24 protein-coding genes are annotated in these 26954 nt (G+C 51.3%); 6 read left to right on the top strand and 18 right to left on the bottom strand.

The annotated features are described in order from the left end of the window. Positions 1–61: 61 nt before the first annotated feature. From CIG75_RS04235 to CIG75_RS04190, 11 genes are all read right to left on the bottom strand, one after another. Positions 62–1390 carry a helix-turn-helix domain-containing protein gene (locus tag CIG75_RS04235; protein ID WP_094235525.1) on the bottom strand — a complete coding sequence of 443 codons (1329 nt, stop codon included), beginning with the start codon at positions 1388–1390 and terminating at the stop codon, positions 62–64. 295 nt (positions 1391–1685) lie between these two features. Beyond that, positions 1686–6107: a coiled-coil domain-containing protein gene (locus tag CIG75_RS04230; protein ID WP_094235524.1), complete on the bottom strand. Its 4422-nt coding sequence runs from the start codon at positions 6105–6107 to the stop codon at positions 1686–1688. Beyond that, positions 6100–6840 carry a DUF6063 family protein gene (locus CIG75_RS04225; RefSeq protein WP_094235523.1) on the bottom strand — a complete coding sequence of 247 codons (741 nt, stop codon included), beginning with the start codon at positions 6838–6840 and terminating at the stop codon, positions 6100–6102. Before CIG75_RS04225 ends, CIG75_RS04230 begins: the two co-directional genes overlap by 8 nt. Beyond that, a complete protein-coding gene (locus CIG75_RS04220) occupies positions 6833–8368 on the bottom strand; it encodes a hypothetical protein (RefSeq protein WP_094235522.1) in 1536 nt (511 codons plus the stop codon). Before CIG75_RS04220 ends, CIG75_RS04225 begins: the two co-directional genes overlap by 8 nt. A gap of 95 nt (positions 8369–8463) precedes the next feature. Further along, positions 8464–8889 (bottom strand): spore coat protein, encoded by a 426-nt coding sequence (locus tag CIG75_RS04215; RefSeq protein WP_227874351.1) that lies wholly within the window; start codon positions 8887–8889, stop codon positions 8464–8466. 194 nt (positions 8890–9083) lie between these two features. Next, a complete protein-coding gene (locus tag CIG75_RS04210) occupies positions 9084–9656 on the bottom strand; it encodes a spore coat protein (protein WP_094235520.1) in 573 nt (190 codons plus the stop codon). 127 nt (positions 9657–9783) lie between these two features. Continuing rightward, positions 9784–10149 carry a hypothetical protein gene (locus CIG75_RS04205; RefSeq protein ID WP_094235519.1) on the bottom strand — a complete coding sequence of 122 codons (366 nt, stop codon included), beginning with the start codon at positions 10147–10149 and terminating at the stop codon, positions 9784–9786. 77 nt (positions 10150–10226) lie between these two features. Further along, complete coding sequence (locus CIG75_RS04200; RefSeq protein ID WP_094235518.1) at positions 10227–11438, bottom strand: DEAD/DEAH box helicase; 1212 nt, start codon at positions 11436–11438, stop codon at positions 10227–10229. Between the two features lie 91 nt (positions 11439–11529). Continuing rightward, positions 11530–12198: a C39 family peptidase gene (locus tag CIG75_RS04195; RefSeq protein WP_094235517.1), complete on the bottom strand. Its 669-nt coding sequence runs from the start codon at positions 12196–12198 to the stop codon at positions 11530–11532. Positions 12199–12288: 90 nt separating this feature from the next. After that, positions 12289–12417, bottom strand: coding sequence for a hypothetical protein (locus tag CIG75_RS21385; protein ID WP_265415061.1), 129 nt, complete (start codon positions 12415–12417; stop codon positions 12289–12291). Between the two features lie 6 nt (positions 12418–12423). Beyond that, positions 12424–13752 (bottom strand): helix-turn-helix domain-containing protein, encoded by a 1329-nt coding sequence (locus CIG75_RS04190; RefSeq protein WP_172844408.1) that lies wholly within the window; start codon positions 13750–13752, stop codon positions 12424–12426. Positions 13753–14130: 378 nt separating this feature from the next. On the opposite strand from CIG75_RS04190, the gene CIG75_RS04185 reads away from it, so the two are divergent. The 4 genes from CIG75_RS04185 to arsC all read left to right on the top strand — a co-directional run bounded on the left by CIG75_RS04185 (position 14131) and on the right by arsC (position 16856). Further along, a complete protein-coding gene (locus CIG75_RS04185) occupies positions 14131–14586 on the top strand; it encodes an ArsI/CadI family heavy metal resistance metalloenzyme (RefSeq protein WP_407701282.1) in 456 nt (151 codons plus the stop codon). A gap of 9 nt (positions 14587–14595) precedes the next feature. Next, entirely contained in the window at positions 14596–14925 is a 330-nt protein-coding gene (locus tag CIG75_RS04180; protein ID WP_094235514.1) for an ArsR/SmtB family transcription factor, read from the top strand. Between the two features lie 196 nt (positions 14926–15121). Beyond that, a complete protein-coding gene (locus CIG75_RS04175) occupies positions 15122–16414 on the top strand; it encodes an arsenic transporter (RefSeq protein WP_094235513.1) in 1293 nt (430 codons plus the stop codon). Between the two features lie 13 nt (positions 16415–16427). Then, positions 16428–16856: an arsenate reductase (thioredoxin) gene (gene arsC, locus CIG75_RS04170; protein ID WP_094235512.1), complete on the top strand. Its 429-nt coding sequence runs from the start codon at positions 16428–16430 to the stop codon at positions 16854–16856. Positions 16857–16898: 42 nt separating this feature from the next. On the opposite strand, the gene CIG75_RS04165 is transcribed toward arsC, so the two are convergent. After that, the gene (locus tag CIG75_RS04165; protein ID WP_094235511.1) at positions 16899–17198 is read right to left on the bottom strand and encodes a hypothetical protein; all 300 of its coding nucleotides are present in this window, start codon (positions 17196–17198) and stop codon (positions 16899–16901) included. A 97-nt stretch (positions 17199–17295) separates the two neighbouring features. On the opposite strand from CIG75_RS04165, the gene CIG75_RS04160 reads away from it, so the two are divergent. After that, complete coding sequence (locus tag CIG75_RS04160) at positions 17296–17832, top strand: histidine phosphatase family protein (RefSeq protein ID WP_094235510.1); 537 nt, start codon at positions 17296–17298, stop codon at positions 17830–17832. A 637-nt stretch (positions 17833–18469) separates the two neighbouring features. Here the strand turns inward: CIG75_RS04160 and CIG75_RS04155 are convergent. The 6 genes from CIG75_RS04155 to CIG75_RS04130 all read right to left on the bottom strand — a co-directional run bounded on the left by CIG75_RS04155 (position 18470) and on the right by CIG75_RS04130 (position 25324). Beyond that, entirely contained in the window at positions 18470–19000 is a 531-nt protein-coding gene (locus tag CIG75_RS04155; protein WP_094235509.1) for a hypothetical protein, read from the bottom strand. Positions 19001–19152: 152 nt separating this feature from the next. Next, on the bottom strand, positions 19153–19455 hold the full coding sequence (locus CIG75_RS04150) for a LysM peptidoglycan-binding domain-containing protein (RefSeq protein ID WP_227874350.1): 303 nt from the start codon (positions 19453–19455) through the stop codon (positions 19153–19155). 77 nt (positions 19456–19532) lie between these two features. Beyond that, a complete protein-coding gene (locus tag CIG75_RS04145; RefSeq protein WP_094235507.1) occupies positions 19533–21440 on the bottom strand; it encodes a restriction endonuclease-like protein in 1908 nt (635 codons plus the stop codon). Beyond that, a complete protein-coding gene (locus CIG75_RS04140; RefSeq protein ID WP_094235506.1) occupies positions 21412–23619 on the bottom strand; it encodes an MrcB family domain-containing protein in 2208 nt (735 codons plus the stop codon). The genes CIG75_RS04145 and CIG75_RS04140 overlap by 29 nt, the downstream gene beginning before the upstream one ends. A gap of 4 nt (positions 23620–23623) precedes the next feature. Then, the gene (locus CIG75_RS04135) at positions 23624–23947 is read right to left on the bottom strand and encodes a nucleoside triphosphate pyrophosphohydrolase (RefSeq protein ID WP_094235505.1); all 324 of its coding nucleotides are present in this window, start codon (positions 23945–23947) and stop codon (positions 23624–23626) included. Positions 23948–24034: 87 nt separating this feature from the next. Further along, complete coding sequence (locus tag CIG75_RS04130) at positions 24035–25324, bottom strand: helix-turn-helix domain-containing protein (protein ID WP_094235504.1); 1290 nt, start codon at positions 25322–25324, stop codon at positions 24035–24037. A 244-nt stretch (positions 25325–25568) separates the two neighbouring features. On the opposite strand from CIG75_RS04130, the gene CIG75_RS04125 reads away from it, so the two are divergent. Next, positions 25569–26891 carry a helix-turn-helix transcriptional regulator gene (locus CIG75_RS04125; protein ID WP_157729372.1) on the top strand — a complete coding sequence of 441 codons (1323 nt, stop codon included), beginning with the start codon at positions 25569–25571 and terminating at the stop codon, positions 26889–26891. Positions 26892–26954: the final 63 nt, after the last annotated feature.

The following is a 26954-nucleotide window of genomic DNA, read 5'->3' as shown; positions in this document are numbered from 1 at the left end:
GCTTTTGCCAAGCACCTCTTTCGGACACAACAAAGCCGCGCGTTTTCAGACGCGCGGCTTTCTATCTCTTGATCCCAAACGCGATCAGATGTGCGTTCAACTCGATCGCCTTGCGGTACAGTTCGACCGCTCGCGCATCTTGGCGCTCGTAGTATGCATCCGCCAGTTCGACCGCAAGTTCATACGCCTCGCCAACGACTGCATGCTGCTCGTAGAGCGCCAGCACCTCTTGCGCCTGCTCAGAATACCGTTCAAAATTCCCGGCATCCCGCTCGATCCAACTGAGGATTTGCAAGGCCCGTGCCTGCTCCATGTACTGTTGACCGCCAGAACGCTCGACGATGTTCATCACTTCACTAAGATAGCGCTGGCATTTCGTCACGTCCTGCATGGCCAGTGCAATCTCGGCCAGATTCAGATAGGGATCGCAAAAGTACTGCTCCTGATTGAGCAGTTCAAAGACCTGTATCGCCCGCTGAAAATGCATAATCGCATGTCCGTATTCGCAGGATGCCTTATACAAGCAGCCGAGGTTGTTGTTAATCGTCGCCACATCGAACAGCAATTGGTTGTCCTGCGCCTCTTTCAGCGCTCCCAAAAACAACGCTTTCGCCTTCTCATCATGACCCATCTTCCGCAAAATGGTCGCTTTATAATAGGTGCAGCGGATGCGGGTCAAATGCATCAACAGCTCCTGCGCCAGTTGCTCCGCTTTCTCGATATAGCGAAGCGCTGTACGATAATTCTGCATATAAAAATGGCAGTCGGCCAATTCATAATAGGTTCGCAGATGCGTCTCCTTCTTGCCTTTCACATGTTCAAATTCCTCATCAGCCCGGCAATAGCAGTCATGCGCCATCATCATATTGCCGTTCAAACGGTGCGCTTTACCCAGTTCGATCAACAGCTCAACCCGCTGTTTCGCCTCACTCGCACCGTCCGGATCTTCGAGCACCTCACCGATTCGCTCCACCACTCCGGCACCACCATGCAGACGGTTGAGCAATCTGCATTCTCCAAGCACCGCTTCCACGAACACCTGTTGATACCCGTGCTCGCGACTGGTACTGATCACATTTTGATAAAAGGAGAACGCCTTTTCAAAATGCCCGGCCGTCACAGCCGCCTTGCCTAGTTCGAGCGACTCGTTCAATTCATCGAGCAGCGAATCGGCCGACTCCAACTGTTCCATCGTCACGCCGAGACGCTCTGCCAAAATTTTCAGCAGAGACGGCTTGAGCTGTGTCTTGCCGTTTTCCACTTTGCTCAACTGTGAGATGCTGCACAACCCTTCCGCCGCCTCATCCTGCGTATACCCGCGCAGTAAACGGTAGCGGCGCAAATTATCACCTATGATCCGGTTTCTGGTTTCCCCATCAAACACCAGCACCGTTGTTCACCTCGATTCAGATAACTCCTACATATAACTATTATACTGAACTTATCTTAGATAAAAAGATCTAACGTATCATTCAATCAAATCATAGTGTTCAAGTTTACTTCTCTACTAAAATTCTGGCCGTGCCAGTGACATCGAACGATGCGCTGATCGCCTTCATCTGGGGAAAAAGCGCTGTCCGACAAGTGGTCACGCATCCTGAGTATCCAGCAGGTGTTACCCCGTTTGGCCGACCGCTTGGGGAAACAAAAAGAGCCATCTTCACGATGACTCTCTCATGTTGCACTTAAATTGGCAACGACTTCTGCTCCGTCTCCACTTCCTGATCGAAATCGATCTCGTAGAAACCAGCTTCCATCACGCTTTCCGGACGACGCTCGGTCGATTGGATGATCGAACGGCCCAGCGCAGGTACGAGTTTCAATGAGTACACCACTTCAAACAGGTCGTAGATCGACTGCTTGTTGTGGTCGGACAGGCAGATCATCTGCACACGGTTGGCCTGCGCCAGTTTGAAAATGACCTGCAGGAGATGCGGTGAGGACACCACCCCAAATGGGTTGTCAGCGAGCAATACCTTGCTGGCATTTTCAATCCCGGACATCTTCGCCCGCAAGTAGGACAAGACGGCGATAAACATCGCAAAACAGCCCGTGTACTGCTCGCCACCCGACCACTTCATGATCTCCGACCAGTGGTCATAGCGCACCTTCTCCCCCGGCACCTGCTGGGGCTTGAACACTTTGATCCGCGCTTCGCCAATCGGGGCGGTGACGTTGAGCAGATGTTTTGACGACAGCTTGATCAACAGCCATTTTTCGATGTCGTCCTCATCTTCGCCTTTCGCCACTTTCGCTTGTAGTTCCTCGGTGAGCGCATGGAGGTACGAACTCATCACGCGCAACCCTTCCGGCTCTTCCCACTTCTCTTTGAGCTGGATGTCGATCGCCTGCACTTTTTTCCCACGGTAGTCGATCTTGGTGTACTGCGCGATGCTTTTCAGGTTGTCATACACGCGATCCGCATGTTGCAGACAGCGGTGGACCAGCTCTTCTTTCGCCTCTTCCAATTCCTGACGCTCCAAGTGCGCTTTTTCGATATACAGGTTCATCATCTCAAAGCACTTCTCAAACACCGGGCGCACCTGCTCGATGTCGTTCATGTCGCCTTCCGATTTGGAATCGATCACCGAACGGATGAACTTCTGCACGATCTTCGACTCATACTTGTCGATCGAGCGCTCGAAACGGTAGAATTCATCGTCCAACTCGCGACGGCGCTCCTCGGTCTGCTTGGTCGTCTTCTGCAGCGCTTTGTCGATCTCGGCGACCACCGCAGTCGGCTCATGGATCAGTTTGTTCGCACGCTCCTCGGGCAGTTCCAGCGGTTCGCATTCGATCGAGTAGGCAGACAACAGCGTCTCCGCTTTCTGCAACAGACTTTTCACCACATCTAGAGAGGTTTTCGTCTCTTCGCGCGCGCTTTCGTTCGATTTGCGCTGCATCCACAGGTCGCTGAGCAGTAGCTTCAAGCGCTCCTTTTCTGCACCCAAATCGACATCATCACCGTAGCGATAAGGCTTGCGCTCATACTCTTTTTGTACTTTTTTCTCTTCTGTCTCAATCATGCCTTCGAGCTTCTTTTGCTCGGCCTGCACAGCGGAGCGGTCCTTTTCAACCAGCTTCTGCTCGCTTTGCGTCGCTTTCAACCGACTCTCCCAGTAGGTGAGTTCCGATGCGGGCGGCGCGCTTTGAAAAGCGGCCAGTTCTGCGTCTGTCACCTTTTGCTCCGCGATATAGTCCAGGTTCTGTTTGATCGACTCCTCATGGTTTTGAATCAGCCGCACCAGTTCGTCGCGACCGACCGACTTTTGGGCCAAGAGGTCTTCCAGCGAATCGAGCTTGCCTTGGACTTGGTCGTAGGTCAGACCCGCCTCTGCCGGAAGCGCTTCGAGATCGCTCGTCCCGACGTACTTCTCGCGCTCCTTTTGCAAAGCGGTCGTCTCGTTCTCCAGCTGGAACAAGGCTGGCATCAAACGCTCTTCCTGCTCGCGCGCTTCCTGACGGGATTTGACCACGTCACGCTGCTCCGCTTTTAACGCCGCTTCCTGCTCCTTTTGTCCACTGCGCTGTGCTTCTCGCTCCTTGCGTTCGGCGGCGAGTCCGGCAAACGGGTCGAGCAGGCGCAACTGTTCACGCAGCCCCTCCACCTGTTCCGCATGCCGCTTGATGTCCTGTTTCGCTTCGGCAACTTGACTGCGCAGTTCGGCGATCGAAGCGGACAAGCGTTCGATCTCCTCCCCTTTTTCCGCACATTTCAGCAGCCATGCATCGCGCTTAGTCTGCAACGTGTGGAGCGGGTCTTTCCCATACGTGTCAAAATAGCGGCTCAGTTCGTCGATCACCTGTTCGATGTGGCGGCGCGACTTCTCCACGACCTCCATCTTCGCGATCAGATCGAGCTCCTCGTCTTGCAGCCCAGCGCGGCGCTTGTTCAGCGAATCTTGGGACAGGAACGGCGAATATCCGCCGTGCAGGGAAACAAATCCGCCCGCCCCAAGCGGCATGACCTGACTGTCGCCCGCCGTCTCCACAGCGGTCAGCGACGACATGGCAAACAGCGGCACCAAACTCTCGACGCGCACGCCTTCCCAGTCCAAACGGGGATCGTGCAGTTTCTTGATCTCCCCGTCGCCAAGCAACAGCGCATACGGCAGTAGCGGATTGGCTCGCACATACGACTCGCGCAACGCTTCCTCCTGCTCTTGCAACCACTGCGACCCGAGCACCGCTTCGATGCCCCAATCTCCCAATACCTGCTGAAAATAGAGCAGATCCTGACTCGGGATGTAATGATCGCTTTTCAGCAGCTCCACCTTTTCTTCGACCGCACCCTTTTTCGCCGCAAGTTTGGCATACTCACGCGCATAGCCTTCTCGCTTTTGCGTCAGGGCCAGTTCCAGATCGGCCTTCGACCCGTGCAGATCGGTTCGCGACAGATCGAGCAGTTCCAAGCGGCCTTGCACCTGCATCTTGCGCGCCTCGTACTCGGCGATCTTTGACTCTGTTCGTTCCTGATCTCGCTTGGCCGTACGCTGCTCATCTTTGGCCGTCTCGATGTCAGCTTGCCCTTTTTCGATCTGCGCCTCGTTTTGCTCAATCTTTGCTTCCAACTCGCGCACGGCGTTGGTCCACTCGATCTCCTTCCAGCGCAGATCATCGCGATGCAGGACGGGCTCCTCAGCGATTTCCTCACCGAGTGAAGTGATCACCGCACGCTTTTGCTGTTCGAACTGCTTAAACCAGACCGCGATCTCACCGCTCGTTTTCGACAGGTCGTTGAGCGCATCGGCCAGTTCGACCAGCCGCTGATCGGCCGCCCGCTCGACCTCTTTCCACTTGTGACTGTCAGCCTGCTTCGCGGCAAGCTCTGCCTGGAGCGTCTCGACGCGCTCCTGCCACAAAGTCAAAAACTGCCCGCGATAGGTTGACAGTTCGGTCAACAGGTCCTCATTTTGCATATCCAACCCGGCCAGCGTCTCTTGGTCGCGGGCTAGTCGTTTCTCAAACTCCTTGATCTGCAAAAACTTGGGCACCGCGCGGTGCAAACGCACCTGCTGTTCTGCTTCCGTCTCCGCTTCCTCTAGCTCGGACAGCCGTTGCGAAAACGCCTGCACCGCCACTTCCGCCTTGCGGAACTGCTCCTGCAGCGCATTGACATCGAGCGACGCTTGCTTGAATTCCTCCTCGCGAATCTGCTCTTTCAAGCCGCCCACGATCAGTTCCAGCGCCTCCGCTTCCTCCGTCCGCTCGACCACCATCTCTTCCAGCCGGCCTTTGAGCGAGGTCAACTGCCCTTCCAGTTCACGCTTCAAGGCACCTGACTCCGAGTAGCGCTCGACCTTCTCCAACACGGTGCGCCCCGCCTCTTCGATCACGCGGAACTCTTCCAAGTTCTTCTCAATCTGCGGAATGCGCAGCAATTTGTCCTTGTAGCGCATAAACGAGTTGGCCAGGTCCTGCGCTTCATCGTCATCCTGAAACAGCGCCTGATCGACTGTCGGAATCAGCAGGTTCTCAAGCAATGACTGCTCCGTCTTCGAACGGGCAAAGAAGCCGTCCATCCCGCCTTCCGATCCGTTGGTCGTGCGAATCGCCAGCCACTCTTTTTCATAGATGTTGTAGGGGGCGAGATGATTGATGTACTTCCTGCGGTCATGCTGTGAAAACGTCTGCAACTTGCGTCCGCCAGCACTTCCTTCCTTGCGCAAGAGATTGTAGAAATCGCCATAGGACAAGACGCGCCCCTCGTTTACCAGCGGCATTTTCACAATCCCAAACTCATCGGCGATCTTATACTGATGCGTGTAGGTGAAATACTTCAGTTCGCCTTCCTCATCGGCCGACTTGGTAAAACAAAACCCGGTCAGCAAAAACTCGCGCTCCGCAAAATTGTCGAGCTTCCACTCCACCAAAATATGGCCGGTGTAGCGCTCATGCGCCAACAGATCGACCATCCGCCGTGATCCGTACATCGCACCTGGCAGCGCGGCCTGTGTGACCAACTGCAACCACAGCGTCTTGCCCCCTCCGTTAGCGAGGTTGAACAGGGTGTTCTTGCCGTGCAGTTTGAACAGTTCATCGGCGTACTGCTTGCCGCCTTTGTCGTACTGAATATTGACCAATCGAATCCGATTAATGCTAGGCATAGAAAATCTCCTTTTGCGAAATCAGTGCCAACAGGTCGTTTTTCCGCTTCTGATGCGAATAATATTTGCGCACCATATGGTCGAGCTTGTCGGTCGGATGCAGTTCCGAATCGATCGCCAGCTTGGCCAACCCTTCTCCCTCTAGGAACGACCAGACTTTCAAAATGTAGGACACCCGCGAGTTGCGCCCCATCCGCTGGTTGGTCAGCGTCTCATCGAAGGCCGGCATGTTCTGCCAAAACTCGGCCACCTGCTGGAAATTGAACTCATACTCCTGCGACAAGTACGCGCCATATTCCCCTTCGCCCGTCATCTGCAGCTTTTCCGTGATGTACTGCTCGAGCTCTTCGATCGGCACGTACTGCCGCACTTTGGTGTTCAGATCGTCCGAATTGTAAAACATGGCGAGCGTCGCCAAAATAATAAAATAGGCCACATACAGCTTCAGCCCCATCGCCACATTGTCGGAGCGCAGGCCAAGCTTCACGCGCAACTCTTCATTCGTATAGCCGAATACTTTATTGTCAATCGCCGGAGTGACATACAGCTTGTCACCGACACCCAAAATCTTAATGCCTGCCTCTTTTTCGATCATCTGCGCGACAATCTCTTGCGCAGCAGGGTCTTCCTTATAGGCAAACACGAGGTCGCGGTCCAACTCATCCGTCTCGCCTTTTTCAAGCAGCAACACAAACAGTTTGATCGCCCGCTCGACGCTCTCTTTGCTATACATACAACCCCTCCTTATAAAAACGGAAATCGGACACCGTCCACTCCTCTTCCGCCATGCGCAAGCCGTCTCCTTCGACAGTCACGATCACCGTGCCGAGCAGTTCCAGATCGGGCTCCGCACCGAGCAGTTGAATCAGCAGATACGGTACGTTCGTCTCATCCCCGTCCAAAATTTTCGCTTTCGTCTCCGCATCGAGGCGGAAATTGATCGGGCTCATCTGATGCAACTGCACCAAAAATGGATAGAAATCGCGCGAGTTCACCACATCATACAGCCGATCGGCTGGCAGTTGGCCCAGCAGTTCATGCAAGGTGATCGACTGCTCGTCTAGTAGAGGGGCGAAGATCATCTTCAGATACTCAGTATAGCGCGCATCCCGAATCGCCTTTAGCTTCGCCTTGGGATCGTCCACCGTCACTGCCGCTTCCTCCTGAATGTCCGGTTCCTTCTCCTTTACGTCCGTCTCTGGTTTGGGTACCGGCTGCGGCGCAAACGCCTTGTGAATGTTGAAGCGCTTTTTCAAATTAAGCGAGAGCATCGGCTCGATCAGCCGCTTCATATTTTCAAGCGACGTGCCTTCCCGCAAGACCGGGTCGAGAAACTCGCGCTCAAAGTTGACCTTCGATCGAAAGCCTTGCACGATGCCTTCCTCCAACGCCTCCAACACCATGCCCTGCAGATCGAGCTTGTCTACGAGCAGCTTGTTGTGCAGATTCATCACCTGATTGAGCCGCTGAGAAATCTCGACGAGCTGGTTTAGCGTGCGCTCCTCGCCTGCCGTTCCGCGCTGCTCATAGTTGGCGCGCGTCTCACGCAAGAGGTTGTTCAGGTCGTCAAACATCTGCTTTTCCTTCTGAAACTGCTCACGGATCGCCGAGAGCATCGCTTCATAGGCGGGTAGCGAAAATTGGGACACGTCGCGCTTGATCGACATCTTCATCCGCTCTAACTCCTCGCGCAGCTGGCGCACATCAAGCCCGAGCGAACTGACCGTGCGGATCGCATCTTCAAACACGCCTTTTTCAATCTGTTGCCGCAACAAAATCTGCGAGATCGTGATCCGCAGTTCCTTGTACATCTCGCGCGTTTTAAAGAGTAGATCCAGCCCGGCATCGGACAGCTTGAAGCGAATCTGGCCGCTGGCGACATGATACGTTCCGTTTTCGATCAGGTGAAACGTATGCTTGTCCTCCGCACCCGCTGCTAGATTGCGGTAGGTAAATTCGAACGGGCGTCCGTCATTGCGCAGGTTGGCCAACAAATAGCTGGCCAGATCGCGGCTTTCCTCCTCGGTCAGCACCTTACCGTACGATTCTGCGATCACCTCGCGCAAAAAGCGTGCCACGTCATGATGGTCCGATTCCAGCCGACCGATCAGCATGTGCTCCAAGATCAAAAGCATCACGCCGACGCCTAACGCCAGCAGGTCATATTCCTGATATTTGCGCAGTTCGCGCAGCCGAAACAGCGGATAGAACTCCGCCACGTTTTTCATGCGGTCATGGAAATTTAGCAAAGCACCGTGCAAAAGGAGTCCCTCCTTCTTCTATCACTCTACCGATTCTACTTCATTTCACCAAAAAAAACTGCCCTTTTCGGGCAGTTTGGTGAGTTGTGAACTTTTTACAGAACTTCAATTTTCGCAACCAGTGCCAACAGAACTTGCACCAGCACTTGGATGTTCGCCGCCACATCGACGTCGGTGGTGATCACTTCGACGTTGCGAGAGTTTTCGATCACGGTGCGCTGTTTGTTGACTTGTTTCACTTGAACTTTTTGCAGAAGTTCTTGGGTGATCCTTTCTGCGCGATCGCCATCTGCAATCGTCAAGCTCAGCACGACGGCGATCGCCAGTTGCAGAGCGACTTGCAGATTGACCGCCGCTTTTGTATCGGTCGTTGAGACTTCTACGCCAAAAGAATCTCTGATGATGATAACCTCTTCCGACCGTTGCAGAGTTCTCGAAACTTGCTCCGCTTCTTGTTCGACCTCGTTCCGATTGCAAAGCGGATGTTTGGCATTCGAATCGAGTGCAGACCAATTCGCCACGATAAACTGCCTCCTTCCTCTTTTCTGCTCGTTATCACAACGGTTTGCGCCGTTTGCTTACATGATATGGGAGCGCGTTTCATTTGGTATGGACAAACGCACTGGGCATCCACACATTTCGTATGCGTTTGACCCGATCTGGCGCCAAGAATGGCAGGGCCCCTGCGTACGACTGGGGCCACTACCAGCACTCGTTACAGCACATCGATCTTAGCGACCACAGCGAGTAGAACTTGCACCAGCACCTGAATGTTGACCGAAACGTCCGCATCAAGGGTGCTTACGCGCACGCACTTGGAGTTGTCAATGATCAGTCTCTGGCGGTTTTCCTGCTTGACTTGGACTCGTTGCAGCAGTTCTTGTGCCACCGCTTCGGCGCGATTGTTGTCCGCGATCGAGATCGACAGCACGAGCGCGATCGCCAGTTGCAAAGCTGCCTGCAAATTGACAGCCGCCTGGACATCGGTCGTTCGGACCGCAATATCGCAAGAGTCTTTGATGTGGATCGATTCACTGGAAAATTGATCCGTTTCCGAGATGACATCGGCCTCCTGCTCCACGATCGTATCTTCGAGCAAGGGAGCTCGGCCACGGCTTCCGGCATGTTCCATATCAAGATCCAGGGCAGACCAACGCTGTTCGGTGTCTTCGCTCATGACAATATCCTCCTCTGCCGAATAACGATCTACAGGCGCCTCCACTCTGTGCTTGATTGCTTTTTTGGGGAAAGCGGTAACCCCAGAACGTTTGCGTGCTTTCGGTTTCAATGTGAACCCTCCTTTTTGCTATACACTATGTCTGGAAGGGCGAAACCGTATGGACATACACCCTGATGGAAATGCCTAATTTAAAAGCCGTGATGGTCATCCATCACGGCTTCAGGGTACTGCTGGCTTATTTGTCTTTGCGCAACACCATGCGGCGCTTACGCTTTGGCGCACCTGCGCCTTCCACGCGATTCATCGTTGGCGCAGGGGAAGAGATCGGTCCTGGTGCGCGGGTTTTCGCGGGACTTGGCGGTGTCCGCGGTACGACCTGCACTTGTTGCTCCACTTGGCTTTTTTGCATATACTGATCGACTTGCCGCTGCAAATCTTGTACGAGGTCGATGATCTCCTGCTTCTGCTCAGCGGTCAACCGCCGACGTTGCTCATCTGAGATGCCATGCTTGTTAAACAAATCGGCAATGAGCAGTTCGCTCATCCCTTTGGTGATATGACCCATTTGTGATTGCTGCTCTTGCTTATCCGATTCGCTCATCTTCACTCCCCCTTACAACCTTGGTAGTACCAACGTATGCAAGTTTTGTATGAGGGGGGAATACGGCGAGTGTCTAATTACTTCTTTTTCCCTTTGTTCGGATTGCGCTTGCCCTTCTTCGGCCCAGTCGCCACTTCCGGCTTCGGAGCGGTGCCCGGACGGCGCGTGACGATTTTGCCCTGTTCCAGGCCTTTTGCGAAGATGCGCAGGTCGAGCGCTTTCTCGAACTTCTTGATGATAAACTTCTCATCGGGCGTCAGGATCGACACCGACACACCGGACTGCGTGCCACGCCCTGTGCGACCTGCACGGTGCACATAATGGTCCGCGTCGATCGCCGGGTCATAATGGAAGACGTGCGTCACGCCTTCCACGTCGAGACCGCGCGCCCCGACATCTGTTGTGATTAGCAGTTGCGCCTTGCCATCGCGAAATGCGCTCAACGCCTGTTCGCGCTGAATTTTCGCCGCTTCTCCCGACAGACCTTCTGCAGTCAGGCCCAGCTTGCGCATTTCCTGCACCAGCCACCATAGCCCTTTGTTTTCATTGACGAACACCATCGCCCGGTTCACATCATACGCCCGCACCAGACGGCGCAGCGTGTCCGGCTTGTCCTGCTTGCCCGTCGAGAAATAGACGTGCGAAATCGTACCGATCATCGCACCCGTCTCCGTTTCGAGGAAGACAGGGCTTTTCATCCACTCGTTGGCGATCTTCTTCGTCTCCGCAGACACCGTCGCCGAGAAAAAGAGCAGTTGGCGGTCGCGCATCGTGCTTTTGATGATCGCATCCACATCTTTCAAAAAGCCGAGTTCCAGCGTCTGATCGACCTCATCGATCGTGATCGATTTGACCTCATGCACCTTCATCTTCTTGCGTCCGATAATTTCCTTGATTCGCCCTGGCGTGCCGACGACGATGTGCGGCTTTTCCTTCAATTTTTCAATCTGGCGGTCGATGTTCCCGCCGCCGACCAGCGCCAGCGATCGAATCTCCGAACCTTCCGTATATTGCTTGATCGCGCCTTCGATCTGCATCGTCAACTCCCGGGTCGGCGCCAAGATCAGCACCTGAAGCGAGCGCTTCTCCACCTCGATCTTCATCAACTGCGGTAAGAGATAGGCCAGCGTTTTCCCCGTTCCGGTGCGCGATTTGCCGACTACGTCCTGTCCGCTCAAGATCAGCGGGATCGCCTGCTCCTGAATCGGTGACGGAGCGGTGATCCCCGCTTTTTGCAACGCTTGCAACTGGTAGTCTGGCAATTCGTATGTATGAAAAGATGTTGTCATCTGTTATTCCCCTTTCTTGCCACTCTTTGCTATCATACCCGAAACGCGAGCAAACAAAAAGACACGGGGTCACGACGTCCCGTGTCTGCGCTTATCGATAGGTTACCGCCTGCTTGCCCATCATCTCCCACGAACGGCGGAACTGTTCGCGATTGACCGTTTTTCGTTTGCCGTCCAGCGGGTCGTTGAGCGTGACCGTCTCCCGATTGAAACCAACCAGCAGCACCGCATGTTCATGAAACGTGGCCGAGACCGGCCCGCTCGGACTGTTCCAGCGCACCCACTGCTCGGTCGTGTCGAACATGCTGGTCGTCCACACCACCACCGGCCGCCCCGACGTCAGACTGGCGAGCACACTGTCAAATTGACCTCCGCTCAAATCATGCGCTCGGCCAGGCAGATGACGGTTGAGCAGTTGCGTCAGCGGGCCATGGTACACACCATACCCTTTCTGCTTGCCCGTGATGTCGCCGACAAATCCGCGGTTCGGATCACCCCAATAGGTGATGCGTTGCGCACCATCGACCTGTAGCTCCGTCCGATCTTTGGCGACCTCATCAGCCAGTTGCATCCGGCTGATCGGCTTGCCTGCATGTTGCAACAGCATCGAGAGGCTGACCACTTCACAGCCGTTGTCCAGCTCCGGCATCTGACATTGCACCGGAACGGTCATCTGTACCTGATCGGCCACCGGAGGCCACACGGGCCAAAATGGAGGCGAGCCCAACACCGCAGCAGCCAGTACCACCGCACCCCACATCGCCAATCCCTCCTTCCCCCTTACCGTTCCCTGAACAGGAAAAAAGAAACCAGCTCCTCCCCAAAAGGAACTGGTTTCTTTCGCATGTACTTAACTCTGCTGGACGTCAATCGTCGCTGGTGTCGGAGGCATCGCTTCTGCTTGCTGTTGGACACTGTTCCCTGTCGTCAGAGTCACGAGAAACATCAGAACTGTACCAACCAGTACCCACTTTTTCACGAACTGTCATCTCCTCATACCAATTTGCTGACTTCTCTTGTTGAATTCGACAGCCTTTCGATAAAGGTCAACCGCCCGTGGGTCATTCTTCTCATAGAGTTTATCGGCTAACTCAACGGCCACTTCGTACGCTTCACGCACCAGTTGATGCTGATCATAGATGTTCAGCACTTCCTCCAACTTCGCGATATGCGCATCGAACTTACCCTGGTCAGCCAATACCCACGCGATCAGGCGTGTAGCTTGCCCCTTTTCTCGATAAACATTTGTCTGAATCTTATCGGTAATCGAAAGAACTTGCTTACAAAGTTCGACAGCATTCTCTAAATCACCTTCTAAACGCGAAATTTCAGCAAGATGAACTAGAGTTTCACAAAGGTAAGCCTCTTCATTAAGTATTTCATAAACTTTGCGAGCTCGTTGATAATGAGCCAATGCTTTTCGCGGTTCACCGATCTCTTGGTACAGGTTGCCGATGTTGTTGTTGATCAAGCCGACATCGAGCAAAAACGAGTTCTCCTGCGCCTCGCGCAGACAGGCCAGATAGATTTTCTCCGCCTTCTCATAATCCCCGAGCTTGCGCAGCGGAGTCGCTTTCATATAGGAGATGCGCAAGCGATAGAGATGCTTCGAATATTCGAGGGCGAGCTGCTCAGCCTTTTCCGCATAACGTAGCGCAGCGCGATAATTTTGCATGATGTTATGGCAGCGCACGAGGTTGAACAGCACGCTCAGCCGCACATCGTCCTTGCCTTCCACATTTTCAAACTCTTCATCCGCTCGGCAGTAATAGTCGTAGGCGGCGACCATGTTGCCGCTCAATTCGTACGCATGTCCCAGTTCGTACATCAGCAACAGTTTGTGTGCCGAATCCAGTGGTAGCCCGAGATCGAATACTTCATGAACCTTGGCGATCACTTCATTGTGTTGACGCGTGAGGTTGAGCAGTTTGCATTCGGTCAAGAACGCTTCCAAATACAAACTCTGGTACCCCATCTCCTCACTCTGGACCAGCACCTCGCGAACATATTGAAACGCTTTCTCCAAGTTGTTCGCCGTCGTCGCATCTTTGGCCAATTGCAACGTTTCGCTGAGCTCTTCATGCATCGCATCCAACGTCTCGATGCGCTCCACCGTCACCCCGAGCCGTTCAGCCATCATGCGGAGCAAAGTGCGTTTGATGTAGGTCTTTCCGTTCTCAGCCTTGCTCAATTGACTCACACTACAAATACCTTCCGCCAATTCGTCCTGTGTCAGCCCGTTGAGCAATCGATATTTGCGCAGATTCTCGCCAATGACCCGATTGCGTGCATCTATGTCCAGATCTAGTGACACCGAACTCCCCCCAACTTCCACTTATCAATTATGTAACAATTATAACAAAATGCGAAAAGAGTTGCCTATACCCTGATGAAGTAAAGGAATGGATACAGATGAAAAAATTTACGAAAACCAATCAGGAATTTGACCTACAGCTATGGAAAAGATAGTAAAATAGTTTTATTAGGGTGAATTAGTTAAATAAACCTTATAGTTGCACCTGTCGTTTTCCACGGACAAATCGGTCAAGAGCTCAGGACGACTCCGAAACACATTTGGCAACACTGCGTTCAATCGGGCAATCTAAAGATGCATAAAAAGATTTGACTGCGATACCTTATAAGTATATGCTTATATAAAAATATCATAATACCATCCGAAAGGAACGTGATCCTGATGAACATGCATGTCGCCATCAACGTCCGTGACCTCGAGCCTTCCCTCGCTTTTTATCAAACGTTTTTCAACGCCGCACCGACCAAAGTCCGCCACAACTATGCCAAGTTCGAACTGACCGACCCAGGGCTGCATTTTTCCCTGAACGTGCGCCCTTACCAAGCGGGCGGGGTGATCAACCATTTCGGTTTCCAAGTGGAGAACACAGCAGCGGTGCTGGCCATCAAAGAGCGCCTGCAAGCGGCGGGCCTCGTCGCCGTCGATGAAATGGGCACCACCTGTTGCTATGCGGTACAGGATAAGATTTGGGTATCCGATCCGGAAGGCAACGCGTGGGAAATCTTTTACACGATGGCCGACTCCGAGTTTGAATCGGCCGATGAAGGTCTGCGCCCCGAATCGGCCTGCTGTCCAACCGACCCATCCGCATCTGATCTGATCACACTCGAGTAGGTGATTCGCATGCAACTTGACCTCGAACTGTTGGCCGAGTGCCACAAAGCGTTAGGCGACAAAACGCGCCTGAAAATCCTCGCGCTGTTACGAACCTCCGAGCTGTGCGTATGCGAACTGGTGCCGATTTTAAAAATAACCCAGCCCGCGATCTCGCAACATCTGCGCAAGCTCAAAACGGCCAAACTGGTCAAAGAACGCCGTGCCGGACAATGGGTTTTCTACTCGCTGGACGGAACTGCCTACCCGTTTTTAGAAAGCGTGCTGCAGTCCCTTCCCGACCTGAGCGATGAAATCAAGATGCTTCATGCGACCGGACAAAAGGTCTGCTGTGAGTAAAGCGCAGGAAACGGGTGGAACGAGACGGAAGACCCTTCCGCTACCAACGACTCGGCACACCTTGCTCGTCACTCACGTAGCGCTGCGTATGCTTTGCAAGCAGAGAAAGCGGTGACAACTGGAGCCTAGCACGCTTAGTTGGCAGATCACCAGTTTCCCTGACAATCGCCATCAAGACTGAGGAGTGGAGCCTAACATGACCGCTTTGGCCGTTGTCATTTTTGTACTGACGTTGCTGTTTGTCATCTGGCAACCGCGAGGGCTGTCGATCGGCTGGTCGGCAACGGCGGGCGCCCTGCTCGCACTGGCCGCCGGGGTGGTCAGCCTAGCAGACGTGTGGAGCGTTGTAGGCATCATCTGGAACGCAACGCTGGCCTTTGTCGCGATCATCCTGATCTCGCTCGTACTGGATGAGATCGGATTTTTCGAATGGTCTGCGCTACACATGGCGCGCCTAGCACGCGGCAACGGACGGCTGTTGTTCGTCTATGTTGTCCTGCTCGGCGCACTGGTCGCCGCCTTTTTCGCCAACGACGGGGCGGCGCTGATCCTGACGCCGATCGTGCTCGCGCAAGTGCGCGCGCTGAAGTTTGACGAACGGATGATCCTGCCGTTCATCATGGCGAGCGGATTTATCGCCGATACCGCGTCCCTTCCGCTGATCGTCTCCAACCTCGTCAACATCGTTTCGGCCGACGTGTTTGGCATCGGTTTTGTCGAATATGCCTCCCGCATGATCGTGCCTACTTTGTTCTCCGTGGGAGCGTCGCTGTTGGTGCTGTACTTCTTTTTTCGCAAAAGCATCCCGAAGCGCTACGATCTCACCCGCTTGAAGCGGCCACGAGAGGCGATCCGAGAGATGCGCCTGTTCAAGCTCGGGTGGGTGATCCTCGCCTTCCTGCTTGCCGGATACCTGTTCAGCGAAACGCTGGCCATTCCGGTATCGCTGGCGGCAGGTGCGGCTGCTCTGCTCTTCCTGCTGGCAGCCCGGCAAAGCGGAACCATCCAAACCATGCGTCTCGTCAAAGAGGCTCCGTGGGCGGTCGTCCTCTTTTCCCTCGGCATGTACGTCGTCGTCTACGGGTTGAAAAACGCTGGCCTCACCGACCTGCTCAGCCAAGTGATCCAACTGGCAGCAGATGGCGGCGTGCTCTCTGCCACGCTTGTCATGGGCTTCCTTGCAGCTCTCCTCTCCTCGATCATGAACAACATGCCGACCGTGATGATCGACGCACTGGCTATCCAAAACACCGTCTCCACAGGTGTTGTCCGCGAGGCGTTGATCTACGCCAACATCATCGGCTCCGACCTCGGCCCGAAAATCACCCCGATCGGGTCGCTGGCCACTCTGCTCTGGCTGCACGTCCTGTCCCGCAAAGGCGTTCGCATCACCTGGGCGCAATATTTCAAGACGGGGATCGCACTGACCCTACCCACACTGCTGATTACACTGCTCGGCCTCGCACTCTGGCTGACGATGATCGACTAAGGAGGCACCCAACATGACTGACCAAAAACTGCTGATCTACTTCCTCTGCACGGGCAACTCCTGCCGCAGTCAAATCGCGGAAGGGTACGGCAAATACTACGGTGGCGACAACGTTGAAGTCTACAGCGCAGGCATCGAAACACACGGTCTCAACCCGAAAGCGGTGCGCGCGATGGCAGAAATCAACATCGACATCTCCGGCCAAACGTCCGACAAGATCGATCCTGATCTTCTCAACCGCGCCGACTACGTCATCACACTCTGCGGCGACGCCAACGACAAGTGCCCGATCACCCCGCCCCATGTCAAACGCCTGCACTGGGGGTTTGAAGACCCGGCCCAAGCGACCGGAACGGACGAAGCAGTCTGGGCAAAATTCCAAGAAATCCGCGATCAGATCGGAGCGCGCATCCAAGCGTTTGTCACCGAACTTACTAGCTAGTTTGATCCTGTTCAGGGCCCGCCAATCAATGGCAGGGCCCTTTTACACCTTCTCATCCACATGGCGAGCAGAAGTGACTCCCCCTTCTGTCCGATGCGAATACGAGCGACGTTGATCGGGACACCGCAACCGCTTCATCTGCACTCGCAACTCCGCGTATAGCACCCATTCCTCCCGCGGCACCGCTGAGGCGCGAGGCGGAACCGAACGGTTGACTTTTTCCACCGCACGGATCAGCGGTTCTGACGTTTGCGGCGCCTCCGTTTGTGGCTCCTGTACGATCTTCATCAATTGAAGCGGGAGCCCATAGCGCCCCGCATTCCGAATCATCCCGTCGATCACATGCTACCACCCCTTTGCAAAAAACTATGCAAAAGGACTGGAAATTATTATAATAATCTCCAATTACTACAGCGATAGATTGGAAGGTGGAGACACGATGAAGATCGGATTGGTCCGACACTTTCGAGTGAAAAAAGAATACCCGACCCAACTGGTCACCCCGAGCGAAGTGACAAAGTGGCTGGACGAGTACGAGTTTACAGACATCGACCCTGCCCCTGCCGACCTCGGCGGCATCGATTGGGGACACTGTTACGCAAGCGATCTCCCGCGGGCCGCGCAGACAGCTGAGATCATCTATGACGGCCCGATCACCAAACTGGCCGGGCTGCGCGAAGTGCGCCCCAACCCGGTCACCACACGGAACATCAAGCTCCCGTTCATGATGTGGGGCCTCCTCGTCCGCGTCGCCTGGCTGCTCAATCACAAATCACAGCCGGAGCTCCGCACCGAGATTGAAGCGCGGCTCGCGGGAGTGCTGGACCACATCATCGAGCAAGGCGACGAGGACGTGCTCATCGTCAGCCACGCCGCTTGCATGATGTTCATGCAAAAAGAACTGCGCAAGCGCGGCTTCAGCGGCCCCAAGCTCGGCACGCCGCAGAATGGGAAACTGTACGTGTTCGAGCGCTAAAAAAGCGACCCGTGTGCGCTGGCACCCTGGGTCGCTTTTTGCTCACTTTAGCTGTTTCACCTTTTTCCCATCCACGTACAGATGTTACTGTCGTCCTATAATGTCCATAAACTGACATACCCACCATTAAAGTGATTTCATTCTATTCGAAAACCTCTATGTATGTAAATAAAATAATAATTTTTAAGTTATATATTTCGATTGTTAAACTTGACGACCATAAGTAAGATAGTTACAATTTTTTCTAAAAGAGGTGGCCGACTTGAAAACTAATGTGATCCGTCCAATTCTAGTATTTATTCTGATGTTTTTACTATTTTCTTTGAACATTTCACCACAAGCTTCTCCATCCATATTAGTTGCTTTGCTATCCAATGTTTTTTACTGCTTCACGATTGTTGTGATAATAGAACTACTTATTCGATGGGTCCGCAAGAAAAGAAAGAAAATCCTATGAAGCCCCTAAATTGAAATTGAGAATCGACATCTTGTCCTATACAATAAATCTATCGAAGCGATTGAAGAAGAGCACGGCAAGTGCCCCAAACTCGGCACACCGCAGAATGGAAAACTGTATGTGTTCGAGCGCTAAAAAAGCGACCCGCGTGCGCTGCTGGCACCTCGGGTCGCTATTTGCTCACTGTAGCTGTTTCACCTTTTTCCCATCCACGTACAGACTGACAAGCACCTCTTTATCGCGATGGGCCATCGCATACTCAAGATCGGCGTCCGTATAGCTTGAGCCATAGACAGATGCGACCTGCAGGTCGAACAAGGTGCCATCCTTTCCAACTACTTGCACCGTTTGCAACTTCTCCCGTCTGCTATTGATGCCGACGATTTCGCTTGTTTTCCCGGAGAAAGCCACCTCTACTTCCATGCGAGACAACCACTTTGGAACGGCGAGTTTACTTGGCACCAGAATCGTAAACTCATACTCCACGCCACGCAGAAGCTCCTCTTCATCTGCTTTCACTCTCAATTCCCCGAGCCTCGCCTTTAGACCGACCAGTTTTACACCCTCAGTATCATCGATCATCTCTTGCTCTGGCGTAACTGGTGTAGACGTGGGAGCAGGCGAAGAAGTCCCACTGAACAACGAACCAAACAGAACGGACAAACCCAACACAAGCACAATCCCAATGATCGGAACCCATTTCTGCCCCATCTCGATCCTCCAAGCTTTACCATTCGAGTCTACGATATTGACTGAAATTCTAGCAGAAAATTCGATACAGTCAATCGAGTCTCCTTGCCGTCCATGAGGGGGCTGCGTTTCCAATCAGAAAAACCGAGCTGATCCAGCTCGGCTTTGCAGTCTTACGGACGTTTCAAGCGACGAACGCGACGCTCCAGTTTCTTGATCTCCCGCTTCTGGCGCTCCACTTGTCGCTCCAACTTTTCCACGCGCTCCCCAAGCTCGGTACCAGGTCGCGGCGGTGGAAACCCCGGCCCTGGCGCCGAAACGGGAACTTTGTGGCCCAGCGGGATGAAAAGGTGTTGCCCCACGAACAGTCGCAACGGGTCGGGGATGCGGTTTACCGACAATAGAGTCTCCACCGGCACCCCAAACCGCGACGCGATCGCAAACAAAGAATCCCCCGGCTGCACTGTATAATCCACTGGATTACCTCCCCAGTTCATCTGTCCTTGTAGTGTATGTGTTGGGAGGAGGTTGGGTGTTTGGAAGGGGGCTCTTGTTATGTGAGTTTGTTGGCGTAGTAAGCTGAACTTCCACGCTGTGAGACCGAACGTTCGAATGCTTGGTCCGGTGTGTCATTAATTAATTCGTCCAAGAATTTTTCCATCAGTTCGGTTGAGTTTGGCAGGAATGGAATTGCACCGATGTTCACCTTTTTGATGCTTTTGTAAAAATGGTGCTCTGCAAATTCCACTTCGTTATGATACGGGAATAAGACATAGGCGCCGAATGTGCTCCGTTCAAAGACTCCATCTTCTACACTCATGATCGCATCTCGGTATCGGTGCATCGTGTTGATGTCATCCTCCTCCGGCCCAGGTGTTGTATACCATCTTTGGTAGTCGGTTCCGTTGTAGGCTGGGTTCAGGCGATATTTTGCGTCAAAGACATATTTATACTCGATCGGTGAATTGTGTTTTTTTAGTGCAAATACGTTATCGGGTCTCTGGGATAATGTCGGGTGGTTGCGAGAGATGTCCCCCTGCGGTAATGCGTTGTAAAACAGTGTGAACTTTTCCCCGTTCTGAGTATTTAGGTAGGTGACGCTTGCGCTTCGCTTTTTGTCCAAGCGGACAAAAACGCCTCTGCGATCCACTCGCAAGATGTTTTGTGAGACGAGAGTGTACTTCGTTTTCAACAAATCATGAATCTTCAGGAAGCACCAGTACTCGTATAGTTGGGCCACATCCTTGAGAGACATTTGGTAGAAGTCACCTTGCAGAGTGAGTCCTTTCATCAACAACAAATAGAGTCGATACACATCGCGATACCCCGGTGCCATTTGCAGGACGAGTGTGAGTGACATTTGCCGCATCTCTCCAACTTCTTGCAAAAAGTCGTGTCGGAGCAGGCGTTGTAACTGCTCGTGGAAGCGGTCGATCAGCCCGAGTTTGTCTTTTTGAGTTGGCGAAAGGGCATTACCACGGCGGTTGTAACTACTGCCTGATACTCCTTTGCGAAGCTCTTTCAAACGATCAGCAATTCTCGTCAACGCCCAACGCACAAATCGGTTTTCAACAGTATCGTAGTCGATTCGGCGTCTTGTCTCGATCATTTTGGCAGGATGGTAACTGTCTGCTCCGATCTTAAGTACCCCTTGTGCATCCTTGGAGAGAAGATGCGGGCGCTTTGATAGGTAGGAGATGTTCTCTTTCCCTGCACGTTTGACCTTGTTTGCGGAAACCACTCGATTTTCCTTTTCCAACCGATGGTGAGGCATCTTCTTTACTCGCTCAACCGCTCGGACCAACTCATCAAAATGAGGTCGAAGAAGTGAGAAAAACTCGGTTAGGCTTTGGCTTTGCGTATCTCGAATGCCAGTTGTACTGTACGTTTTTCGCATGAAGTCAAACGCGAGATTGTGCACTTGACGATTCACATCTTCACGGATGGTTTCGTAGTCTTTTTTGTAGTCCATCTTGGAGGGAAAGATTTCGAGTTGGACTTTTAATAAGGTCTCCCCTGCAAGACGAACTTCAAAGTCGGTGTACCCTACCTCATTTCGAAAGTTGAGCACGCCAGAGAGAATCATCTTCCCACGTGGCTTGACTACTTGTCGCAGCGCTTGGTCTTGGTGAAAGAACTCAAGAGGCACATCCAACTTCTTTTCAATAAGGAGTTCATACCCTTGATGCTCAAAGAAACACGGAAGCGCTCGTTGGGAGTCAATATCCTCTAGGTGACCAGTTGCAGGTGAATAAATTTGCTGTTTCTCGATCTCGATCCGCTCCGGTATGGGTACTACAGACAAGGCTGCCTCCACCCAATGATCTTCTTCTCGGTGCAGTTGCAACGCTTCAACGGTGGGATGAAATGGTTTTCCTATTAAGTAGAGACTGAACAGGTTGGTCTCGACCAACAACAAGGTTTCATCTTGTCTAGGCAAGCCAGAACGAGGTGAATCCATCCTCTTCTAACCTCCGCAACATGAATGCGATTTTTTCAGAACTCCGTTTATAGAGACAGTTGTCAAAGCGAGTTTCATCCGTTCCGAAGACAAGCTTATTGAGGTCGGAGCTGTCGTCCATCAACTGATCTGAATTGAAATTGTTATTCTGATATGTTGCAATTTTGAGGAGATCGACTAGAGTTTTTCTCACACTGACGCTACTTCCCTGTATCCGCGGAAGAATCTTCTGACAAAGTTGGATGTCAAAAGCGTCATGTTGATCTAGTAAATCAAACCGCTTGTTGTAGATTAAATAGAAGCAAATCGAATCACGAATCCGATACCCCACATGTGCGTTAATCTGCTCAAGTATTTTGTTGACCTTAGCGAGTTGTTCCACGTAACCTCTAAGATTGGCATGATACTCTTGAGCATCTTTAATGTTGAGGTAATCACTTCGAATGAAGGATTGGTGAACATGAACAGCTTCTGCACCTGTTTTATTTTCAATGGTTAGATTGTACATATCAGTAAGATCGATATGATTGAATTCAATCGTGTTAGCACGGTCGAGCACTTTCTTACTGAACGGGTGCGTCGTCTCGTCCATATTGACGGTGCCGATGATGTAAACATTTTCGGGGATGCAGAGATCAACTTCCCCTTCTTCGCATGGCAAGGAGACAACTTTTCCAGTTGTGATACGCTTCCCTTGGTTCGCGTCATCGATCCACTCTTTTGTTTCCATAAGACTTAGAAGATCGCTGAAATAATGCTCTACCCGCGCCAAATTCATTTCATCCAAGCAGATAAAGTGGGGCTTTGCATGGTTCTCAGGCTTAGAAGCTCTCTCCAGCACTTCTGTAAGTCGCCCTGATACAAAATTACCAGATAAGTCTCGATACCCAATCAGATCCGATGGGTCACTCCAGTCCGGGCGTACAGGGATCAACTCAAATTGTCCATTGTCTTTAGTTGCACCCAATGCTTCTGCAAAGAGCTTCACAAGTTTTGTCTTACCTGTGCCAGAGATTCCCGCAAGAATGACGAAAGGTTTGGACTTCAAAGAAAGGTAGAAATTCTCGAATAAATAGTCTGGATAAGAAAAACCCTGCTGCTTGATGAACAGTTTTACGCTACTAAGAATACCCTTTATGTCTTCATCATCAACTCTTCGTAACTCTGGTTCGGGCGGGATATTTTCTGACCTAGGGGCATCTGTGTCAACAAGTTCTTTGTAGACCCTTACTAGCTCGAATAGATCCTTCTTAATCTGATCTTCTTCTGGAACTTGTCCCTTGTCATAGCGTTTATGTGCGATCACGCCAACTAGGTAGTTGGAATCGGAATACTTCTCTTCCGCATGTACAAGATCACTTTTTTCAAAGCCTTCGAGATGTATCTTGTCACGAAGATTTCTTACTTCTTCCTTTAGAATATTTCGTCCAAACTCTTTGCCAAATTCTTTGATTGGCTGGTCACTGTGCTTAAGCGTCAAATAGACAGATTCCATGTCTGCTGAAAAGATATAGCATATGTAGTATCCTTGCTGTGTCGTCTCAGTGATACGAGTGTCCATAATCGCGATCCAAGGCATAGTTGCCCAAGCTGGTCTTCCTGCTGATCCTTGAATTCTGCATTCATTAAATCTAAAAAAGTTTAGGTCTTGTAATCTTGTTGGAATCTGTTTTGTAATCACATCTGCAATCGAATGTCCGGCTCTCGCAGATTTTCTTGCGGAAGGATACTCGTTTAGAACCTTTTCAAAGAGCTTATTGAGCAAAAAGGATTCCATTTTTGTTAGGTCAAGTTCAAGTTCCTCTTCTGCTAATATCCGAAGTGTTCCGGTAACTGTAGGATTCATTTGCTCCCAAACATCCGAACGAAAGCGAATGATATCCGAACCCCTCTCAACATCAAGTACACGTTTTAATGCATTTATCGGGGAATCCAGAACCAGATTGAGTTGCCCAATCGTTGCTTCTCCCCAACTCTTCATCTCATTCAAAGGTTCATCCACAGGGAGACCTTGAGCCTCTCGATCTGCATAAAATGATGCAAAACTATCCCTTACCTTCGAGTAGGAGGCCATACCTGTAGATAAATTTAAATTCTTGAGCAAAGACAAAATGAGAACCATTTTGTATGTTTTGTTTCTTTGTTTGAACAGATTTTGCAATACGACAGGCAAACTCATACTCCTACTCCTCAACCCTTTCTAAGTACAGTCTTTTTTCAAATGCTCCACGCTCTACTGCCTTTTTCTCACGGACAGCTAACAAGTCTTCTTCAGATACCGAATGAATTTTTCCTAACGCAAAGATGACCTCTAAAAGGTCTGCCAATTCTTCAACACTTTCACTCGCCTCTTCAGTAGCAAGGTACTCTCGCATCTCCTCTTGGAGTTTATGTCGAAGTTCGCTAAGGTAGCCTTCTTCATCTAAAACGCTATATATCGGGGTACGACCACTCTTTTCAATAATTTCAGGAATGCGGTCGCGGACAAGTTTATTGTAAGTTGGCATGTATTCTGCTCCTTCATCATTGTTGATCGCGATTAAGATTAGTATAACAAAAAAGCCTGACAAGAACTGTCAGGCTTACACTGAATTTTACAACGCAATCCCTCGCTTCAACATCACTTGTCTCGTATAGCCGCGAATCTCTTGCATCACACCGACCGCCGTTTTCAAATCCCCTTCGTTTTTATACAGATCGGCAAGCTCACTCATCGTATCGCCCCACTCGCCAAGTTCATCTGTATGTTTAAAGCGGTCGGCCGACTTTTGGAAGCGGCGGATCGCTTCCTCGCGGTGCCCGCGTTGGACGGCGATACGTCCATACAGGCGATGTACACGCGCTTGGTAAAAATGGAGTTCGGGAAGGAGTTTGCGGGCTTGATAGCAGGCTTCTTCGGCGGATGTGAGGTCATCTTGTCCCAAGAGCAGCCCGGCGAGTTCGACGGAGGCCATGCCCGCTTCTTCTTTTTTGCCAAGGGTGAGTAGGTTGTCGATTGCACGCTGTAGCATGGAGATCGCTTCCACTTCTCGGCCCGTTTGACCGTAGAGGACGGCGCAGGTGACTTGCAGTCTGACGGTCATGACGATGTTGTTGAGCCCTTCGAAGATGTGAATGGCTTTCTCGGAGTATTCGGATGCTTTGTCGAGGTCGTTGAGCTTGCGGTAGGATATCCCCAGATTGAGATAGACGTTGCCCATCTCTTGCAGGCTATCCATTTTATCGTACAGCGCGGACGATCTGCCATAGTAGTCTAGTGCGTCGGTCAGCTTGCCCGATTTGAAATAGGCATCACCAAGGTCGTAGAGAATGCTCGCTTGGAAGTAGATGTCGGGCTCCTCCATCTTCTCCGATTCATCGTATGCTTTGTGCCAATGGAAGGCGGCGAGTTGGTAGCGTTTGCGGCCAAGTTCGAGCTTCCCCAGGCTTTTGTAGACACAGGCGGTAAGGTGGTTGTCCTGGCGGAGAAACGCGATTTCGAGCACACTGCTGAGCAGAGTGTCGGCCTCTTCGTAGCGCTTGGTATGGATATAGCACTCTGCCAGTTCTAACATGATGTCCGTCTCCGAGATTTGGGATTGCGAGGTGGACAGCAGTTGTTCCAAGTATGGGATGGCAGACGAATACTCCTGACCTGAGACCATCGCTTTGGCCAACTTATACGTGCTGATAAATTCTTGGTTGAGATCGACATCTGTTAAAAGACGGTCGAGCGGGACATTGAGTTTATCGGCGATGCCGTGCAGGATTTTATAGGAGGGTCGAGCACGGTCAGATTCAATTTGGGAAATCATGCTCGGGGTGCAAAGTTTTTTGGCTAGATCGATCTGGGTCATGCGCTTTTGAAGGCGCATCTGTTTAATTTTTTGACCAAGTGAATACATATTCTTTCACTCCTGTCTGATTGGTTAGTAAGTGACTTGCACAAATATGAGTGTCAATTTTTACTAAAATCAGTATAGGAAATTGATCTGCGTGGACACAACAATTAATGAGGTGAACTTTGAAATTGGTAACTGTGAAAAATATAACGGATTGGTGAGGAAGTATTTAGTTTATATATCCCAATTGTTTATAGTGTGGTATATACTAGATCTACTGCAAGTGGAGAAACGGAGGTTGAGTGCTGTGGATTCTGGGTTGATCGAGACGATTGGTCAGAAGGTAAAGCGGCTGCGATTGGAGAAGGGCATGACCCAAAGTGAGTTGGCGGACGGTTTTGTGACGGTCTCGATGATCAGCCAGATCGAGCGGGATCGTAATACGGCATCGGTGGAACTTTTACAGCATTTGGCCCGGAAGCTTCAAGTTGCTTTGCATGAACTAGTTGAAGATGAAGTTGAACAAATGGAGAAAGCTTGTCAGCAAAAGTTGATCAAAGTCTACTTGGAGACGAAGCAGGCGGCAGAAGCAGAACCGCTGTTGTATCTCTTGCGGGAAAGAACCGATCTGTCACAGGTGGAGTCCATTGAACTGACGGTGGAGCTTGGGGAGTGTTTTTACCAGCAGGGGCGGTATGATGAGGCACTCGAAGTTCTGTTGCCGCTCGCAGAAGAATTGGAAGCAGTGAATTATGATGATGCTCATGTGCTGGCCTTGATTCGGTATACGATTGGGAATGTGTATTATGGAATTCAGAATTTCACAAATGCAAACTATAATTATCGAAAAGCATATGATTACACATTTCGCTTCGGGACAGTTGATGCCTTAGCAGCACGTATCTCCTATAACGTAGGTATTACACTCCAAATTATCGGCCACTCTAATGAATCGATCTATTTTTTAGATCGGGCGTACGATTATTTCAAGAACCATGACGATATTTATAAAGTAGCGGCTACAATCTTTGCACAAGGAATTACCTACAAAAATATGCGAAATTACAGCCTCGCAGCCGATCATTTGAGTCATGCAAAAGGTCTTTTTAACGCCCTCAATTTTCGAAAAGCTGCTTTCACTGTCCAGCGCACCATTGCGTCTACCATAACAGCAAAAGAACACCCAAGTCTTGCGTTAGAACAGCTTCAGGAATGTATCTCGGCTTTCGAAAAAGAAAAAGACTTTCAATCTGTGGTATTAGTTCACGCAAAGATTGCAGATATTCATTTACAAACAAAAAATTTCGGTGATGCCGCCCATGTTCTTGCTGTAGGTGAGGAACTTATTCGTATGTTTGAACTTGGAGCCTCACAAGAGGTAGGTTTTTTCAATCAAGTCTTTGCTCGCTATCATCTTCTTTCTAATAATTTCGAAGACTCGATCCGATATGCATTAAAATCTGCCTCTATGTTTGATACAATCGGACTAGTAGCTGAACAAGTTCAAACGTTACAGATTGCATGCGACGCTTACACTGCCCTTGACGACTATAAGCAAGCTTTTGTCTTGGAGCGAAAAAGCAACTTGTTGCTACAAAGTATAAGCGGAAGGAGAGAAAGCATCATATGAAAAAAATGGTATGTATTCTCTTGTTTGCAGTCGCGTTGTTTGGAACGATTTCTTCGATTCAGA

This window comes from Tumebacillus algifaecis (assembly GCF_002243515.1).
GTDB classification, from domain to species: domain Bacteria; phylum Bacillota; class Bacilli; order Tumebacillales; family Tumebacillaceae; genus Tumebacillus_A; species Tumebacillus_A algifaecis.
This window is presented reverse-complemented; position numbering and strand designations above follow the sequence as displayed.